The sequence below is a fragment of the Paenibacillus sp. 1011MAR3C5 genome (genome assembly GCF_003591485.1).
Lineage (GTDB): Bacteria > Bacillota > Bacilli > Paenibacillales > Paenibacillaceae > Pristimantibacillus.
Genome location: NZ_QZCF01000013.1, coordinates 23,821 through 41,021, shown reverse-complemented (window position 1 = coordinate 41,021; position 17,201 = coordinate 23,821). Strand labels below are relative to the sequence as shown.

General features: G+C 54.1%; 14 protein-coding genes. 13 read left to right on the top strand and 1 reads right to left on the bottom strand.

What is annotated here, in order from left to right:
- The first annotated feature begins 109 nt into the window (after positions 1-109).
- The 12 genes from D3P07_RS25295 (at position 110) to D3P07_RS25240 (ending at position 15,438) form a co-directional block, all read left to right on the top strand.
- Positions 110-1,015, top strand: a complete 906-nt coding sequence (locus D3P07_RS25295; RefSeq protein ID WP_119803593.1) for a DUF2232 domain-containing protein — start codon at positions 110-112, stop codon at positions 1,013-1,015.
- Between the two features lie 18 nt (positions 1,016-1,033).
- Positions 1,034-2,995 carry a DHH family phosphoesterase gene (locus D3P07_RS25290; protein ID WP_119803591.1) on the top strand — a complete coding sequence of 654 codons (1,962 nt, stop codon included), beginning with the start codon at positions 1,034-1,036 and terminating at the stop codon, positions 2,993-2,995.
- Positions 2,992-3,435, top strand: a complete 444-nt coding sequence (rplI, locus tag D3P07_RS25285; protein WP_119803589.1) for a 50S ribosomal protein L9 — start codon at positions 2,992-2,994, stop codon at positions 3,433-3,435. The genes D3P07_RS25290 and rplI overlap by 4 nt, the downstream gene beginning before the upstream one ends.
- A 277-nt stretch (positions 3,436-3,712) precedes the next feature.
- Positions 3,713-5,074, top strand: coding sequence for a replicative DNA helicase (gene dnaB, locus D3P07_RS25280; RefSeq protein ID WP_119803587.1), 1,362 nt, complete (start codon positions 3,713-3,715; stop codon positions 5,072-5,074).
- Positions 5,075-5,239: 165 nt separating this feature from the next.
- A complete protein-coding gene (locus D3P07_RS25275) occupies positions 5,240-6,526 on the top strand; it encodes an adenylosuccinate synthase (RefSeq protein ID WP_119803585.1) in 1,287 nt (428 codons plus the stop codon).
- Positions 6,527-6,653: 127 nt separating this feature from the next.
- Positions 6,654-7,280, top strand: coding sequence for a hypothetical protein (locus tag D3P07_RS25270; protein ID WP_119803583.1), 627 nt, complete (start codon positions 6,654-6,656; stop codon positions 7,278-7,280).
- A gap of 140 nt (positions 7,281-7,420) precedes the next feature.
- Positions 7,421-9,010, top strand: a complete 1,590-nt coding sequence (locus D3P07_RS27820) for a M23 family metallopeptidase (protein WP_119803581.1) — start codon at positions 7,421-7,423, stop codon at positions 9,008-9,010.
- 258 nt (positions 9,011-9,268) lie between these two features.
- A complete protein-coding gene (gene yycF, locus D3P07_RS25260) occupies positions 9,269-10,018 on the top strand; it encodes a response regulator YycF (RefSeq protein WP_119803579.1) in 750 nt (249 codons plus the stop codon).
- The gene (walK, locus tag D3P07_RS25255) at positions 10,015-11,856 is read left to right on the top strand and encodes a cell wall metabolism sensor histidine kinase WalK (RefSeq protein ID WP_119803577.1); all 1,842 of its coding nucleotides are present in this window, start codon (positions 10,015-10,017) and stop codon (positions 11,854-11,856) included. The genes yycF and walK overlap by 4 nt, the downstream gene beginning before the upstream one ends.
- Complete coding sequence (locus tag D3P07_RS25250) at positions 11,853-13,481, top strand: YycH family regulatory protein (RefSeq protein WP_119803575.1); 1,629 nt, start codon at positions 11,853-11,855, stop codon at positions 13,479-13,481. Before walK ends, D3P07_RS25250 begins: the two co-directional genes overlap by 4 nt.
- A gap of 24 nt (positions 13,482-13,505) precedes the next feature.
- On the top strand, positions 13,506-14,261 hold the full coding sequence (gene yycI / locus D3P07_RS25245) for a two-component system regulatory protein YycI (protein WP_119803573.1): 756 nt from the start codon (positions 13,506-13,508) through the stop codon (positions 14,259-14,261).
- Positions 14,262-14,631: 370 nt separating this feature from the next.
- Positions 14,632-15,438, top strand: a complete 807-nt coding sequence (locus D3P07_RS25240) for an MBL fold metallo-hydrolase (RefSeq protein ID WP_119803687.1) — start codon at positions 14,632-14,634, stop codon at positions 15,436-15,438.
- Here the strand turns inward: D3P07_RS25240 and D3P07_RS25235 are convergent.
- On the bottom strand, positions 15,407-15,628 hold the full coding sequence (locus tag D3P07_RS25235) for a hypothetical protein (protein ID WP_119803571.1): 222 nt from the start codon (positions 15,626-15,628) through the stop codon (positions 15,407-15,409). The two genes, D3P07_RS25240 and D3P07_RS25235, sit on opposite strands and share 32 nt — an antisense overlap.
- A gap of 166 nt (positions 15,629-15,794) precedes the next feature.
- On the opposite strand from D3P07_RS25235, the gene D3P07_RS25230 reads away from it, so the two are divergent.
- Positions 15,795-17,114: a S1C family serine protease gene (locus D3P07_RS25230; RefSeq protein WP_119803569.1), complete on the top strand. Its 1,320-nt coding sequence runs from the start codon at positions 15,795-15,797 to the stop codon at positions 17,112-17,114.
- Positions 17,115-17,201: the final 87 nt, after the last annotated feature.

Sequence of the window (17,201 nt, the reverse complement as noted above, 5' to 3'; positions counted from 1 at the left end):
AGCCATAAGGCGGACTCATCTATGCGTGCGCAAACGGGCTTTTGTGCTATAATGAGGGATGAATGTCTCCTAGACACAAGAACTTAGAAATGGCTTAAGAGGTGAACGGATGAAGACTGGGTTGAAACCCTTGCTGTGGAGCGGAGCGGCGTTCCTGCTATTGCTGCTGCTGGCTGTGCCTTTGCTTAACTTACCAGCGCTGCTGCTGATGATGGTTCCGTATGTGGTACTCTATACGACACTGTCCAGAGGAGCGTTCCTGTTACACTTAATACCGGTATGGCTGCTTGCGGGATTAATCGCCGGCCCCGCCGTTCTCATTATCGGCTTGTTCTTCCTCGTCCCGGCAATTGTCATGGGACATCTGTACAAGAGCGGGGCTGCTGCAGCTAAGGTCATACGGACGGGTACGATCGTCATCCTGGCTTTGCTTATGCTAGAGCTGATGCTGTTCCAAATGATATTTGATATTTCACTGCTGAACGAGATGAGCCACACGATACGCACGACATTCGATTCGATGCAGGAGCAGAACTTGCTTGCACCGGGCTGGGATTCGGAATTTATTGATCTCTTGATTCAAAGAGTCATCCATATGATCCCGCTAACCTTTATCGTCCTGGCGTTTGTGTACACGGTATTCTCGCATTATGTATCGCGCAGAGTCGTCATGCGCACCGGACTAGACGTTCCGGCGTTCCCGATGGCGAAGGACTGGCGCTTGCCACGCGTTCTGGTTATTTATTATCTGATCGCGTATGTGATCGACCTGTTCATCAAGCCAGGCGACGATTCGTTCCTCGCGGTGGCGCTTATGAATCTGGTGCCGCTGCTCAGTTACGTATTCGCGATACAAGCGATCGGCTTCTTCTTTTTCATTGCACATGAGAGGAAGTGGAACAAAGCCGTCCCGATCCTAATCGCCATACCAGTGCTGCTCTTGCCGCCGCTTAGCTTGATTGGCGTCCTGGATACCGCCTTTCCGATCCGGAAGTCGTTTACCAAACAACAATAGCACGGGAGCGAATGGGAAATGCCAAAGTTTCTAATTAACAGATGGCACGGCATGCATCATGTGGCGGCGCTTGGAGCCATGCTGCTCATGTCTGCCGTGTTGGCCTGGTTCCAGTGGATCGTCGGCCTAGCCGCTTTTATCGTGACAATCGGAATAGCAGTCTACACGTTTTTTGCGGAACGCGCGTTCCGCAAGGACTTGAAGACGTACCTCGGCACGTTGTCGTATCGGGTGAAGAAAGGCGGCAACGACGTGATCAACGAGTTGCCGTTCGGCATTATTTTATATAATGAAGAACGCACGGTTGAGTGGCATAATCCGTATATCTCGCAGCTAATGGAGAAGGAATCCTTGATCGGAGTACCGCTGACGGAGCTGTTCCCGACGCTCCAGCATGCGAAGGACCGCGAAGGCACGGTAGAAGCGGCTGTCGGTACGCATATGTATCAGCTGATCTTTCGGCCTAAGGAACGCATTCTCTATGTGAAGAACATTACGGACCTCTGGCAGCTCGGCCGCAAGTATGAGGACGAGAAGCTGTCGATTGGCGTCGTGATGATCGATAACCTGGAGGAAGTGACGCAAGGACTGGATGATCACCAGCGCGGCACGCTGCTCTCCAGGGTGACAACCGAGATTACGGAGTGGGCGCAGAAGTACAAAATCTATCTTAAGCGGGTCACATCCGACCGCTTTATCTTGATTACCGACCAGAAGACGCTTCGCCAGCTGGAGCATTCGCGCTTTGTCATTCTGGATGAAGTGCGTGAGATGACCGGGGAGCAGAAGATCCCGGTCACGCTCAGCATCGGCTTCGCCGCAGGCGCGGAGCAGATCGTCGAGCTTGGCCAGTGGGCGCATATGAGCCTTGATATCGCACTTGGACGCGGCGGCGACCAAGCGGCGGTCAAGGTCGGCAGCCGCCAGTCATTCTACGGCGGCAAGACGAACGCGGTCGAGAAGCGGACGCGCGTCAGAGCGAGGGTTGTCGCTCATGCGCTGCGCGACTTGATCCGTGAGAGCCACAATGTTGTCATTATGGGTCACAAGCTGCCAGATATGGACGCCGTTGGCGCGGCGATCGGCGTACTGAAGGCGGCTCAGCTCTTCGGCAAGGAAGCTTATATCGTATTGGAGGGAGTCAACTCCTCCATTGACAAGATGATGGAGCTCATCCGCGAGGACGAGAAGCTATCGAAGCGGTTCGTGTCGCCGGAGCAAGCGATGGCGCTGATAACACCGCAGTCGCTGGCAATTGTCGTCGACACGCATAAGGCCTCCATGGTTAAGGAGCCTAAGCTGCTGTCGCAGACCGACCGCATTGTCGTCATCGACCATCATCGCCGCGGTGAGGAATTCATCTCCAACGCGATTCTGGTCTATATGGAGCCGTACGCTTCCTCCACATGCGAGCTGGTCACCGAGCTGCTGCAATATATCCACGACCGGGTCGTGCTCGATATTCGCGAGGCGACATCGCTGCTCGCGGGCATTACGGTCGATACGAAGAGCTTCTCGCTCCGTACGGGAGCCAGAACATTCGAAGCGGCGTCCTTCCTGCGGCGCAACGGTGCGGATACGATGATGATCCAGCGCATGCTGCAGGAGGATCTCGAAGGCTACGTGAACAAAGCGGAGATTATCAAGCATGCGCAGGTGTTGTATGACCATGTTGCCTTTGCGGTAGTCGAAGGCGGCAAGGTAAATTCGCAGCTATTGATTGCGCAATCGGCCGACACGCTGCTGAATATGACCGATATACTGGCTTCCTTCGTCATTGGCGAGAGGCCGGACGGATTAATCGGCATCAGCGCACGCTCACTTGGCGGCATGAACGTACAGGTCGTTATGGAGCGGATGGGCGGCGGCGGCCATCTGACGAATGCGGCGGCCCAGCTCGAAGGGACTGTCGGCGAGGTAGCGGCCAAGCTGAAGGCCGTACTCGAACAAATTGAATCGGAAGAGGGGTTATTCGAATGAAAGTAATCTTCTTGCAAGACGTGAAGGGCCAAGGGAAAAGAGGCCAAGTGAAGGATCTGTCGGAGGGCTATGTACGCAACTTCCTGCTGCCGAAAGGTCTGGCGAAGCTGGCTTCGGACGGCAACCTGAAGACGCTTGAGGTTCAGACGGCTTCCGAAGAGAAGCGCAAGCAGAAGGAAAAGGAAGACGCTGAGGCACTGGGCAAGCGCCTCGAAGAGATGACCATTGTCGTTAAGGCAAAGGCTGGCGAAGGCGGCCGCCTGTTCGGCGCTATCACCAGCAAGCAGATCGCCGAAGCATTGGCAGCAAAAGGCGTCAAAATCGACAAGCGCAAAATCGAGCTGGATGAGCCGATCCGTACGCTGGGTGTTACTCAGGTTCCAGTAAAGCTGCATCCTGACGTGAAAGCGAAGCTGAACGTTCAGACGGCTGAGGAATAAGGATTGTTCAGTTGAAAATTCATTTGAAGCCATTATTCATGGCTTGATGTATTAAAAAAGCTCGGCGTGCGGGTACGCGCGGAGAAGAGGGGATTGTTCCGGAGAAATGAAGTGTTCGCCTTTGTAGACGGATTCTAACCGCTTAGCGGTTGAAGAAAATGAGAGATTCCGTCTACAACAGCGATCGGAGGAATAATCCCCTCTCGCAGCGTTTATGCCCAGCTATTTGATTTTTGACTACTTTAGCAATGTATATAAATGAAAGGAGAGGCGCACGATGAGTATGGAGCCGATGTTCGACCGGGTTCCGCCGCAAAACGTGGAAGCGGAGCAAGCGGTCATCGGTGCGATTCTGCTCCAGCCGGAAGCATTGATTACGGCGATGGAGCGGATTCGGAGCGAGGATTTCTACAGCAGCGGACATCAAAGAATATATGAAGCCATGATTGAGCTGGGCGAGAGCAATCAACCGGTCGATCTAGTCACCCTTACGGCGCATCTCCAGGATCAAGGGCTGCTGGAGGAAATTGGCGGCGTCAGCTACTTGGCGAAGCTCGCCAATGCCGTGCCAACTGCGGCGAACGTCGATTATTACGCCCAGATCGTTGAAGAGAAATCGATGCTGCGGCGCCTCATCCGTACCGCAACTAATATCGTCACCGATGGTTATGCCAACGCTGAGGATGTCGGCGTTCTGCTGAGCGATGCGGAGAAGAAGATTCTCGAGATCTCCAACCGGCGGTCCAGCAGCGGCTTTATCTCCATTCGGGATGTATTGATGGAGGTATTCGAGAAGGTCGAGTTTCTATATGCCAACAAGGGCGGAACGACGGGCATTCCATCGGGCTTCGTCGATCTCGACCGGATGACGGCCGGCTTCCAGCGAAGCGACCTTATCATCGTGGCGGCGCGTCCTTCCGTCGGCAAGACTGCCTTCGCACTGAATATCGCCCAGAACGTGGGCGTCAGGGCGAAGGAGACCGTCGCGATCTTCTCCCTGGAGATGTCAGCGGCTCAGCTTGTACAGCGGATGATCTGTGCCGAGGCCAATGTCGACGCGACGCGCATGCGGACAGGCAACCTGGAAGGCGACGATTGGGAGAAGCTGACGATGGCGATCGGAGCCTTGTCAGAGGCACAGATCTTCATCGATGATACGCCAGGCATTACTGTCGCCGACATTCGCGCGAAGTGCCGCAGACTGAAGAAGGAACGCGGACTAGGCATGATCCTGATCGACTACTTGCAGCTCATTCAGGGACGCGGCAAGGCTGGCGAGAACCGCCAGCAGGAAGTATCCGAAATTTCCCGTACGCTGAAGCAGATTGCGCGTGAGCTGGAAGTTCCCGTTATCGCGCTGTCGCAGCTTAGCCGGGGCGTCGAGCAGCGGCAGGACAAGCGTCCGATGATGTCCGACCTTAGGGAATCCGGCTCGATCGAGCAGGATGCCGATATCGTATCGTTCCTGTACCGGGACGACTACTATGACAAGGAATCGGAGAAGAAGAACATCATCGAGATTATCATCGCCAAGCAGCGTAACGGTCCGGTCGGCACCGTCGAGCTGGTTTTCCTCAAAAACTACAATAAATTCGTAAGCTTGGACCGGAGCCATCAGGATCCGTCACAAGCCTCGTAATATCCGAACAATTGCATGGGCGACTGTGCAATTGTTCGTTTTTCGTTTGACTTCTGCAGGTGAGACTGCTACACTAATAATGCTGTCTTCTGGCGAGCGCCGCGTTAAAGGAGCTGCAGGGACGGTAATTTTCGATGTTCGAAAACATCGGACGGGGGTATGATTATGTCTACGGTAGTTGTAGTCGGTACGCAGTGGGGAGACGAAGGGAAAGGCAAAATCACCGACTTCCTAGCAGAGGGAGCTGACGTTGTTGCTCGTTACCAAGGAGGAAACAACGCCGGACACACCATTCTCATCGATAACAAAAAGTATAAGCTGACGATGATTCCATCGGGCATCTTTAACCATGATAAAACTTGCGTCATCGGCAACGGTATGGTTATTAATCCGGAAGCGCTGATCGACGAAATTAACTATATTCATGACAATGGTTTTTCGACAACCAACTTAAAAATCAGTGACCGCGCGCATGTCATCATGCCGTATCACCTGGTGCTTGACGCACTGGAAGAGGACCGCAAGGGCGACAACAAAATCGGCACAACGCGCAAAGGTATCGGCCCTTGCTATATGGACAAAGCCGCACGTAACGGCATCCGCATCAGCGATCTGATGGACGCTGAGGAGTTCGAGACTCGTGTACGCAGCGTAATGCTGGAGAAGAACAACCTGATCCAGCAAGTGTACGGTGGCGAGCCGCTTGACGCTGACCAAATCGTGAGCGATTATCTGGGCTACGCAGAGATTCTGCGTCCATATGTCACGGATACTTCCGTTGTATTGAACGATGCGATCGACGCTGGCAAGAAAGTATTGTTCGAAGGCGCGCAAGGCGTCATGCTGGATATCGACCAAGGCACGTATCCGTTCGTTACGTCGTCCAATCCGTCCGCAGGCGGCGTCTGCATCGGCTCCGGAGTAGGACCGTCGAAGATTCAGCAAGTAATCGGGGTGGCGAAGGCGTACACAACACGTGTAGGCGATGGCCCGTTCCCAACGGAGCAAGATAACGAGATCGGCCAAATTATCCGTGACAAAGGCCATGAGTACGGCACCGTAACAGGACGTCCGCGCCGCGTAGGCTGGTTCGATACGGTTGTCGTCCGTCACGCGCGCCGCGTAAGCGGCATTACAGGCTTGTCCCTGAACTCGCTGGACGTACTGACGGGTCTGGATACGGTGAAAATCTGCACAGGCTACAAGTACCGCGGAGAGATCATCGAGCACTATCCGGCAAGCCTGAAGATGCTGTCGGAATGCGAAGCGGTATACGAGGAGTATCCGGGCTGGTCGGAGGATATCTCCGGCTCGAAGAAGCTGGAAGACCTTCCGCAGAACACGCTGAACTACTTGAACCGTATCTCCGAGCTGACAGGCATTCCGATCGCCATCTTCTCGGTCGGCCGCAACCGCGAGCAGACGAATCCGGTTCGTCCAATCTACGAATAGAATAATCGCAGGCATAGCGCTCTGGAGCGATCCGGGGCGCTATTTTTTTGTCTGCTGACCTCCTAAGAGGAATGCCTCTCTCGATCCTTGACCATAATGATAGATAACGGATAGGAGTTGAGGGAGAATGGTATGGAAGAGTTTGGCTTGGATTGGCAAGATCGTAGCAGCGGGGTTGATCCTCAGCTTTCTGTCAATCTGGACGACGGGATATATTGTGACTAGCTATGTCGAATCGGTGCTGAAGCAGTTCGAATTGCCCGTCGAAGTGCCGCCTATGGCGATGTCCGGTGTGTGGGGCAAGCTGTGGGGCAGCGATCCCCTATTGGCTTCCGACATAGAACCCGAGCAAGAGAGCGGCAGCGCGAATAACGGGCAGGAGCCGGCTGCGAAGGAAGTATTCGGCGGGATCGAGGAGGAGCCTGGCGCGGGGAGCGGTCAAGGCGGCGATCCGGTAGATGGTGTACAGGAAGGAACGGGTCAGACTGGAGCCGAGGTCGAAATCGATGGCGCGGAGACGGCGGTGACAACCGACGATATTGCATCGGCGAAGGATGAGATGAGCGAAGAGGATAAGTCGCTATTGTTCGAATTATTAATGACGAAGCTGCCTCCGGAGTCCTGGCTGGAAATCTCTGAATATATGGAAGGAGGACTTACGGAGCAGGAGCTGACGAGCGTTCAACAGATTATGGCACAGCATCTCGACAAGTCGGAATACGAGCAAATGATGGAGATTCTGAAAAAATATTAATATTACGTTACCATGGCAAAGGTTGCCCCTATTGTAAAGGCTGTGATAAAGTATTAGGCGAGTGATCCGACAGGAGAATTCGTCTTTTTTCTGTTTGGAACTCGCAAATCTCTCAGCAGAAGTGCGAAAAGGAGACTATCATGACCGGTTTCAGGGACATGAGTCGTATGAAGAAAGTATGGGAACGAACTACTCAGTACTTTCGACGTACGAACTCGCAAGACTTGACAGGTAAGACCGAGCAACAAGCGGCTGACGTGATCGTATCTACCCCACTTTGGCGGAAGAAGTCGACGCAAATCATCGGCGGGGCGGCAGTACTGCTCACGGTTGCCGGCATTATCGGCTATCAGCAATATACACAATACGTTGAACGCAACACATTCCAATTCTATCATGTATATATGAATGGCGAAGCAGTAGGAACAGTAGAGAACCCTGGCGCGGTTGATCAATTGGTTGACGCAGCAGCGGTAAAAGTACAGCAAGCGAATCCGGATGTTACGATGGTGCTGGATTCAGGTGATATTACATACGAAAGCGATAGTGCCTTTAAAGCGGTCCCCGAGACAGATGCGACACTTGCTAAGCTGGAGAGTATGTTCACATCCCATGCAGTTGGCGTTGAGGTGAAGATTGAAGGCAAGGTCATCGGCGTCGTGAAGGATCAGGCAACAGCCGACAGCATCCTGAAGCGCGTTCAGAGCAAGTTTGCTCCAGAGCTCGCTGCGGCGGCAAAAGGAGCGAAGACGGTTACGACGCTATCCTACAACAAGGACGGCAAGGTCGAGGCGTCGGAGACGGAGGATGCCAAGGAGCATACCGAGCCGGGCAAAGTGGTAACAGAAGTATCGTTCGTAGAGGAAGTTCAGGTAGCTAGCGTTGATATCAGCCCTACGGAAATTGCCGAGGGAGAAGAGATCTACAAGAAGATTATCGACGGCAGTACGAAGCCTACCAAATATGTCGTGCAAGCGGGCGACTGCATTGGTTGTATCGCACAGAAATTCGATATTTCTCCTCAAGTGATCTACGAGAACAACCCGTGGATCGAGGATGACCGCATTACCGTCGGTGACGAGCTTGATCTGACGGTGCTCCAGCCGGAGCTGACCGTCCGTACGGTCGAGAGCCTGGTTGAGCTGGAGAAGATTGCAGCTCCTGTCGAAGTTCGCAAGAACGACAAGATTAGAGTTGGCCAATCGAAGGTGATCAGACAAGGTGTCGAAGGCACGCAGCGTCTGACGTATGAAATTGTGAAACAGAACGGTTACGTTGTAACCGAGGAATTGATGAATAAAGAAGTCATCGTAGAGCCCATCTCGGAGATTGTTGAGAAAGGCACTATGGTCGTACTCGGTGAGGGGACAGGCAAGTTCGCCATCCCGGTGAAGAATTACCGTATTACAAGCAAGTACGGCCAACGTTGGGGCCGTCTGCATTCCGGCATCGACTTTATCGGCAATAAGAGCATTCTGGCATCCGATTCCGGTATTGTAGAAGTTGTCGAATCGAGAAGAGGCACGGGCAAGACGATTATTATTAATCATCAGAACGGCTTCAAGACGTTATATGGGCATTTGAGCTCTTACAGCGTGAAGAAGGGCGAGAAAGTACAGAAGGGCGACAAGATCGGCGTGATGGGCAATACAGGCAACTCCACTGGCACGCATCTGCACTTCGAGATTCACAAGAAAGGCGTACCTCAGAATCCGATGAAGTACTTATAATATACTTTTTATGCGTGGCAGAATAATGGCGAAGAAGCATGGCTTGGACACTAGGTCCGGGCTGTGCTTTTTTTTTCGATATTAGATAAACGCATGAATCGGCTTTATAGTTGCTTCAAAAATCGTAATTTCTTCCGAAATATGCAATCCAATTTATGGGCATATCATTGGTGGTGTATTCGGAGTTTGATTGTGTAGGCTGCGCCTTGATATGTTAGAATAGAGACATAACTAGGACTAGCGACAGGCGGTGTAACGATGCACGGAAAAATATTAGTGGTCGATGACGAGCAGCCGATAGCGGATATTATAAAATTTAATTTGGAGAAGGAAGGCCATCAGGTCATCTGCGCCTTCGATGGCGGGGAAGCGGTGCGTCTCGCATTCGAGGAGCAGCCGGATCTCATCTTGCTGGATCTGATGCTTCCGGTGAAGGATGGTATGGATGTGTGCCGCGAGGTGCGCACTAAGCTGCAAATGCCAATCATCATGCTGACAGCAAAGGATACGGAGATTGATAAGGTGCTCGGCCTTGAGCTGGGTGCAGATGACTATGTGACGAAGCCGTTCAGCACGCGGGAGCTGCTGGCACGGGTGAAGGCGCATCTTCGCCGTCAGAATAAGAGCGGACAAGCTTCGGATGGCGCTTCGGACAGCCAGCAGGACGGGCAGTCGGAGCAGTCTGGCCTGAAGCTGTTCAATTTGTTTATCGATACGGATATGTATGTCGTATACAAGAATGGCGAGCCGCTGGACCTGACCCACCGGGAGTTCGAGCTTGTCTATTATATGGCGCGCAATAGCGGCAAGGTGATGACGCGCGAGCATCTGCTGCAAGCGGTATGGGGCTTCGAATACTTCGGCGACGTACGGACGGTGGACGTGACGATCCGTCGTCTGCGGGAGAAGATCGAGGACGACCCTAGCCGTCCGGAATATATTATGACTAGACGCGGCTTAGGCTACATGATGCGCAACGCGAAGTCGGGAGGCTTCGGTAACGGATGAAGGCGCGGAGCTTCTTCCGCACGATTCAGGTCAAGCTGGTCATCATCTACCTGCTGCTTATTCTCGTAGCGATGCAGCTTATCGGCGTTTACTTTATCAGCACGGTCAAGAACTCGCTCATTACGAGCTTCACGAACAACTTGAAGGAGCAGGCCGATATCCTGTCCAAGTTCGCGGCGCCAAGCCTGCTGCCGAACATGGAATCGGAAGGGGATTCCACCGACAATACGACGGAGGATCTGAATCTCGTCGTCCGCAACCTGTTCAGTATTAGCGGCGCCGAGGTTCAGGTGCTGGATGCGAACGGCAAGGTCGTGGCGACCTCGCTGCAGGTCCATCAATCCTATATCGGGCAGAAGAACAAGTCGCTGGCGGTCAGCCGTGCGCTTCAGAATATTCCCGATAATGAAGAAGAGATTATCGATGAGGACAATACGCGCAAGAAGATGATTGCGCTGCCTGTGACGTACAATGACAAGGTCGTAGGGGCTGTCTATGTCGTGGCTTCCATGACGGAGCTGTACGAAACGGTGAATCGGGTCAATCAAATCTTCTTCTCCGGTACGCTGATCGCGCTTGGTCTGACAGGCGTGCTCGGCATTCTGCTCGCCCATACGATTACGAATCCGATTCAAGGCCTTACGCGACAGGCGGAAGCGGTCGCCGACGGGCGATTCGATCTGAAGGCGCCTGTCCTTGGGGATGACGAGATCGGGCGGCTCAGTATGGCTTTTAACGACATGACGATTCGATTGAAGGAAGCGCTCTCGGCGAATGAAGAGGAGAATGAGAAGCTGGTGTCGGTCCTCTCCAATATGAGTGACGGAGTGGTCGCCGCCGACGAGCGTGGCCGCATTATCGTCTGGAATCGCCGGGCGCTGGAGCTGCTCGATGTCGAGACGTTCCAGGGTGTGGAATTGGCCGATCTGCTGGGGCTATCGCCAGAGAAGCTGGCGGAGCTGCAATCGGGGCGCGGGCGTACCTTGCTCATTAACCGCGACCACGCGGAGACGGAGGGCCATGATGACAGCCTCTTGAAGCTGACGGTTACGCCGATTCATCGGAGAGACAAGGGCATTACGGGTACGATCGCCGTCTTGCAGGATGTCACGGAGCAAGAGAAGCTGGAGCAGTCGCGCCGTCAATTCGTCGCGAATGTATCGCATGAGCTGCGGACGCCGCTTACGACGATCAAGAGCTACGCGGAGGCGCTTGGTGACGGGGCATTGGAGGAGCGGGAGCTGTCCGAACGATTCGTCGGCGTCATTAGCAACGAGACGGAACGGATGATCAGGCTCGTTACCGACCTGCTTCATCTGTCCAGACTGGACTCCAATCAAGCTCCGCTTAGACGAAGACAGACGAATATTCATGAGATGCTGGACGAGGTGGCAGACCGCTTCTCCTTCCAGCTGCTTCAGAAATCGATTACGGCGAATGTGTATGTCGAGCGGGGACTGAAGAAGGCTTGGCTCGACCGGGACCAGATCGATCAGGTGCTGGACAATCTCATCTCCAATGCGATCAAATATACGCTTGACGGCGGTTCCATCCAGATTGCCGCCCGCAAGGTGGAGGATACCGGATTGCTGGAGATCAGCGTGAAGGATACCGGTATCGGCATTCCGAAGAAGGATCTGACGCGTATCTTCGACCGCTTCTACCGCGTAGACAAGGCGCGCTCCCGTAATATGGGCGGCACAGGTCTGGGATTATCGATTGCCCGGGAAATCGTAAAGGCGCATGGCGGCACGATCCTGCTAGCCTCTGAGCTTAATGAAGGCACGACGGTATCATTCACACTGCCGCTCTTGCAGGAAGGGGGCGAGACAGAATGATGGAGAAAGCGAAGACAGCTATACTTATTGTTCTGGTCGTGCTCAGCCTCCTGCAGAGTTATCTGCTGGCCTATAGCATGCCGGGTCTGGGCGCTACTGTGAGAAGCGATCAGGATTACGTCAATGCGGAGCCGCTGGGCAAGACGACAAGCGTGGAGAGCGTCATCTTCCCGGAGGAACTAATTATCCATATGGGCGAGGACAAGCACACGGTTATCTATCCCGGCACGCAGTTCTACGAGATGATCCTGAACCAGCGTATTGTCGGCAGGGAGTTCAAGGGCTTCCAGCGCAGTACGGCGAGCATTCTGGATTGGGATGAGGTGCGCAAGGACTCGATTGGCATCGAGCTCCGCTTTGCGGACGGCATATCGGTCGAGCTGTTGCAGAAGCTGCTGAAGATGGAGGGAGACCTGCTGTTCCTTCGTGATAAGATCGACAAGATCTGGATCTTCAAGACGACCGATACGGAAGAGATCCGAACATTCTTCTTCAGCAGCGAGGAGCATGTCGTCTATGAATCTGTAAGGGCCGATCTGACAGTGAGGGATGTGCAGGACTATGTCGGTTTCGGGGCGCATTTGCCGCAATACCGCATGACGGCAGACGGCCTCTACATTCCGGTGGAGCCGATTATGGCGACGGAGCTGATCTACCCGTACGAGACGTATTCGCCGGAGCAGATGCAGCGCAGCCTGCCCTTCGATTCCAGCACGACGCGCTCCTTCGAGGATCGCAGCGGCTCGCAAATCTTCACAGACGGGAAGAGAGGGCTTAAGGTCGAGCAGGACGGCATGTGGATCAACTATACGAATCCGGCTGCCACGATCAGCAGCGATACGCCGCTTAGCGAGAACGTCTATGCGTCGGTGGACTTTATCAATCAGCATGGCGGCTGGGACGGCACGCATCGGCTGATAAGCTCGACGCCGGAGCAAGAGAAGAAATATGTGACGTTCAGACAATATATTGATCAATATCCGGTCATCGACAACCTGGCGTTCCGGTACGGCCATATCCGGCTGACGCTGCAGCAAGGGGTAGTGACGGAATATGCGCGGTCGCTCATTACGCTCAGTGCGCAGACGGAGTCGCGCAAGCCGCGCTGGCTGCAGGGCGGGACAAGGCTGGAGGAGACGCTGGAGCGTTATCCACGCCGCGGCGAGGTAACCGCGTTATTCCCGGCGCTGAGAGCGGTACTGCTGGAGGAAAACCGGCTGAAGTTCATCCCTGTATGGGTGGTGAAGCTGACCGACGGTTCCGAGGTTGTGCTTCTGGAAGCTACGGAAGGGGAGCAGCCGGTTGAGCCGAATACAGGGAATGGCACCGCTGACGCTCATACGGACCAGCCAGGTCATGCCGATGCGACGGGTGGTCAGGAAGAACAGACCAGCGCAGGAGCGGAGCAAGGCACCGCTCCTGGCGATGGGCCCGGGACTGGCTCTGCTGTGCTGCCTCCTCAGGAGACAGAGAATAACGAAGAGCCTGTTGATCCAGACGATCCCGACAGCCCGCCTGATGATCCGAGCGGAGCAGAGGATGAAGAGCAGGCAGAGGTTCCGGAGGAGCATGTACCGGACACAGAAGAGCAGGGTGACCCGGAATTATTGCGGGCCAGATCATAAGGCTGATAGAGGAGGTGGAGGCAAGTGGATTGGGGTCGAGCGAAAAGTGTATTGATCATATCGTTCCTGATGCTGAATGTCCTTCTCGGCTATCAGCTGTGGGTGGATATTAGCGAGCAGTTGAACGCCAATGTGAACTCTGCGGAGCTGCCTGCGGACAAGGTGCAGCTCATGGGGCAGAAACGCATCTCGCTGACTGCCAATCTGCCTGCCGGAACGCCGAAGCTGAGTGACCTGACGTATTTGCTTCAATCGGATCATAAGTCGTTGCCGAAGAAGCTGGAGAAGCCGGTCGATAGCGCACTCATATTCACCAAGGCAGAGCTGGTGAAAGCATTGGGCGGTCAGATCCCGGATATTGAGGATTATGAATATGATCTGCACAGTGACCGGGATGGCGTATTTGTCATGCATCGTATGGTTGACGGACGCCCGATGTTCAATGTGAAGCTAGAGCTCCTGTATACAAGCAACCGGAAAATCACCGGTTTCCAACAGGATCGTGTAGAGGCGATTGGCCACGGCGAAGAGAAGCAAGTGATCGGATCGGCGAAGGTTGTCGTGTCCTTGATTGAGACTTACCTGGACGAAGGCTCAGTGATTGCCGATATTCAGCTTGGTTATCATGGCCAGATCTTCGACTCCGAGAAGCAAGTGTCGGCTCCGACCTGGCGCGTCATGCTGGGGGATGGCAAGGTGTATTATGTCCATGCGATCAGCGGCGAGGTTGCGACAGAAGGCGCAGACGAGGAAGCGGGTTCTGAGTCGCCGGCGGCATAGCTGTCGGCGCGCTGCCATGTTATGCTTAGTATGCAGCGTAATAGAGCAGCGGCAGCTGTCTATATAAGAGATTCATACAATAGATGGATCATAGATGTTGCGAGATGACCGGAAGAGGGTATAGAGATAGGAGGACCGGCACGATAACCTGGCTAGAGGCCATGATGGATCTGGGCAGGATCGTGTTGTGGGTCTTCTCTCTTCCTCTTTTACGATGATTGATAGAGTCAGGCATCTGATAGAATGGCAGGTTAATTGCCGTATGGCTGACTCTCATTCGGATAGCCAGAAAACAACAGGGGAAATTGGACGCAATCGAGGTTACAATGTAGGTAGCTTCGAGAGAGGCAATGGGAGAGGACTGGACGTTTTGGGACTTCGATTTACAGTATTGGCCAGCGGTTCGACCGGCAACGCGACGATCGTGCAGAGCAGCGAGAAGACGGTGCTAGTAGACGCGGGCCTTAGCATGAAGAAGCTGGACGAGCTGATGCGGGAGCGGGGCATTGCCGGACATGATCTGGACGCCCTGTTCGTGACGCATGAGCATTCCGATCATATTAAGGGACTCGGCGCTTTCGCGCGCAAGTACGAGCTTCCGATCTATGCCAATGAAGCGACTTGGGGTGCAATGGAACGCCATGTCGGGACGATCGCTGCGGAGAAGCGGGTTATTATGGAGACGGGTGAGGCGCTGGACTTTGGTTCGATGCGCGTGCAGTCGTATCCGATCTCGCATGATGCGGCGGAGCCGGTCGGCTATTGCTTCCAGGAGCAAGGAGAGAAGCTGAGCCTCGCGACGGATCTCGGCTATGTGAGCGAGAAAGTCAGAAGCCAGATCGTGGATTCCGATGTGCTCGTGCTAGAGTCTAACCATGACACCGAGATGCTGCGCATGGGCCGCTATCCGTGGAATATTAAGCGGCGTATCCTAAGCGACGTCGGGCATCTGTCCAATGTGGCAGCCGGCGAAGCGCTCATCGAGCTGATGACGGACCGAACGAAGCGTGTCTATCTGGCGCATCTCAGCCTGGATCATAATCAAATGGACCTGGCTATGCTAACGGTCAATTCTATATTGGAGAACCACGGAATATTTTATAAACAGGATGAATTTCCTCTGCGCAAGACGTATCACGACAAGCCTACCCCATGGGACGAAGTGAAGCGGAAATAAGCGATTCCAGCTGCGCGTCCAGCGCTTCGGCTTTGCTCTCCAGCTCTTCTCGGCTAAGGATGCCCTTCTCTATGAACAGCTCCAGCATGGCGCTTAATGTGAGAACGGTGCGGTAATGCTCCTCCTTCAGATCGGCAAGCTTGGCAGCAAGCTGTACGTGTTCCCATGCTTGGGACGGCTTTGTTTTCATCGTGAATCTCTCCTTTATACCGAAATTTGCGCGTAAGCGGTCTCTCTTGAAAAAAATGTAGAGCAGCAGGCTTTGAATCTATTATTATTTTAGTCAATTCTTCCGAAAACATTCCTAGATTATGAAATTTGCCGCAAGGTTCGAAAGAGAGAGGAGAGATTCCCGGGTGAGCATATTCGACGACGATTTTTATTCGACCAAGGTGTCCAGGCGAACCGTCCGCAAGAGCCAGCAGGACGATCATCGGGTATCTTTCGGCGGGAGTACTGAGCGCAAGTGGTCTAATCTGCGTGTTGCGTTCATCTCGTCTTTCACGAGTGCCGTAGCTGCGGCCCTCCTGTTCGGACTGATCTTCGGCGGCTTTGGGGGCGGCGGATCGGCGCCGGTCCATCTGACGGCAACAGGCGACCCTTCAGAGCGCACGATTGTGGCGACGGCCAAGGTGAAGCCGGCGGTAGTCAGTGTCATCAATGAGCAGATGTTCGGACTCGGAATTGGCGGCAAGCGGCTGGAGAATGGAGACGAAGGCTCGGGTGTCCTGCGCGAGGCAGGCGTCGGCTCGGGCGTGATTATAGAGAAGAAGGCCGGAAGAGCGTTCATCGTAACGAACTATCATGTGGTGGCGAATGCGGAGAAGGTGAAAGTGGTGCTGACAACTGGCGAGGTGCGCGAGGCTCGCGTCGTCGGCATGGATCAGATTACCGATCTGGCGGTGCTGGAGATCGACGCCAAGGGCATCGATACGGTGGCGGAGATTGGTAACTCCTCAGAGCTGCGTGCTGCGGAGTTCGTCATGGCGATCGGCAATCCGCTTGGCATGGGCGAGTCGATCACGATGGGTGTCGTCAGCGTCATCAAGGAAGTGATTCCGGTATCACTGAATCAGAACGGCGTCATTGACTGGGAGCAGGAAGTGATCCGGGTCGATGCCGCGATCAACCAAGGCAATAGCGGCGGACCGTTGATTGATCTGAACGGCCGTGTGGTTGGCATCAACAGCATGAAGATATCCGACTTCGGCGTCGAGAGCATCGGCTATGCGATTCCGATCAACAATGCGATGCCGATCGTGGAGAGCTTGATTAGCAAAGGCTATGTGCCTCGTCCTTATCTCGGTGTCTATACGATGGATCTGGAGCAGTATTGGGAGCAGCAGGATCTGGAGAAGATGTTCGAGGATGAGCAAGAGGGCGGCGGAGAGCCGAAGAGCGGCGAGTCAAGCGGATCGGGAGCCATTCAGCTGCCGGATGAGGTACTGTCAGGTGTAATCGTGCTGGAGGCAGTAGGCCCGTCCAAAGAAGCGGGGCTGACGTTCAACGACGTCATCGTGAAGCTGGATGATTATAAGGTGAGCAGCACGATGGAGCTGCGCAAGTACTTATACAGCAAGAAAAAGATTGGTGAAGACATTACGGTATCCTTCTACCGGGACGGCGAGCTGCAGTCTGTGAAGCTGAAGCTGGAGGAGCAGGTTCCGGAGGAGTAAGCGCATATGAATAAAGCCGGAAGGCGCGTCTTGTGACGGGCCTTCCGGCTTTGTTATGAGCTGAGGTTAGGCAATGAATCTCCGCAT

Excerpts from the sequence above, each read along its gene's own strand:
- D3P07_RS25295 (WP_119803593.1), top strand. The coding sequence starts at position 110 with ATGAAGACTGGGTTGAAACCCTTGCTGTGGAGCGGAGCGGCGTTCCTG.
- D3P07_RS25290 (WP_119803591.1), top strand. The coding sequence starts at position 1,034 with ATGCCAAAGTTTCTAATTAACAGATGGCACGGCATGCATCATGTGGCG.
- rplI (WP_119803589.1), top strand. The coding sequence starts at position 2,992 with ATGAAAGTAATCTTCTTGCAAGACGTGAAGGGCCAAGGGAAAAGAGGC.
- dnaB (WP_119803587.1), top strand. The coding sequence starts at position 3,713 with ATGAGTATGGAGCCGATGTTCGACCGGGTTCCGCCGCAAAACGTGGAA.
- D3P07_RS25275 (WP_119803585.1), top strand. The coding sequence starts at position 5,240 with ATGTCTACGGTAGTTGTAGTCGGTACGCAGTGGGGAGACGAAGGGAAA.
- D3P07_RS25270 (WP_119803583.1), top strand. The coding sequence starts at position 6,654 with ATGGTATGGAAGAGTTTGGCTTGGATTGGCAAGATCGTAGCAGCGGGG.
- D3P07_RS27820 (WP_119803581.1), top strand. The coding sequence starts at position 7,421 with ATGACCGGTTTCAGGGACATGAGTCGTATGAAGAAAGTATGGGAACGA.
- yycF (WP_119803579.1), top strand. The coding sequence starts at position 9,269 with ATGCACGGAAAAATATTAGTGGTCGATGACGAGCAGCCGATAGCGGAT.
- walK (WP_119803577.1), top strand. The coding sequence starts at position 10,015 with ATGAAGGCGCGGAGCTTCTTCCGCACGATTCAGGTCAAGCTGGTCATC.
- D3P07_RS25250 (WP_119803575.1), top strand. The coding sequence starts at position 11,853 with ATGATGGAGAAAGCGAAGACAGCTATACTTATTGTTCTGGTCGTGCTC.
- D3P07_RS25235 (WP_119803571.1), bottom strand. The coding sequence starts at position 15,628 with ATGAAAACAAAGCCGTCCCAAGCATGGGAACACGTACAGCTTGCTGCC.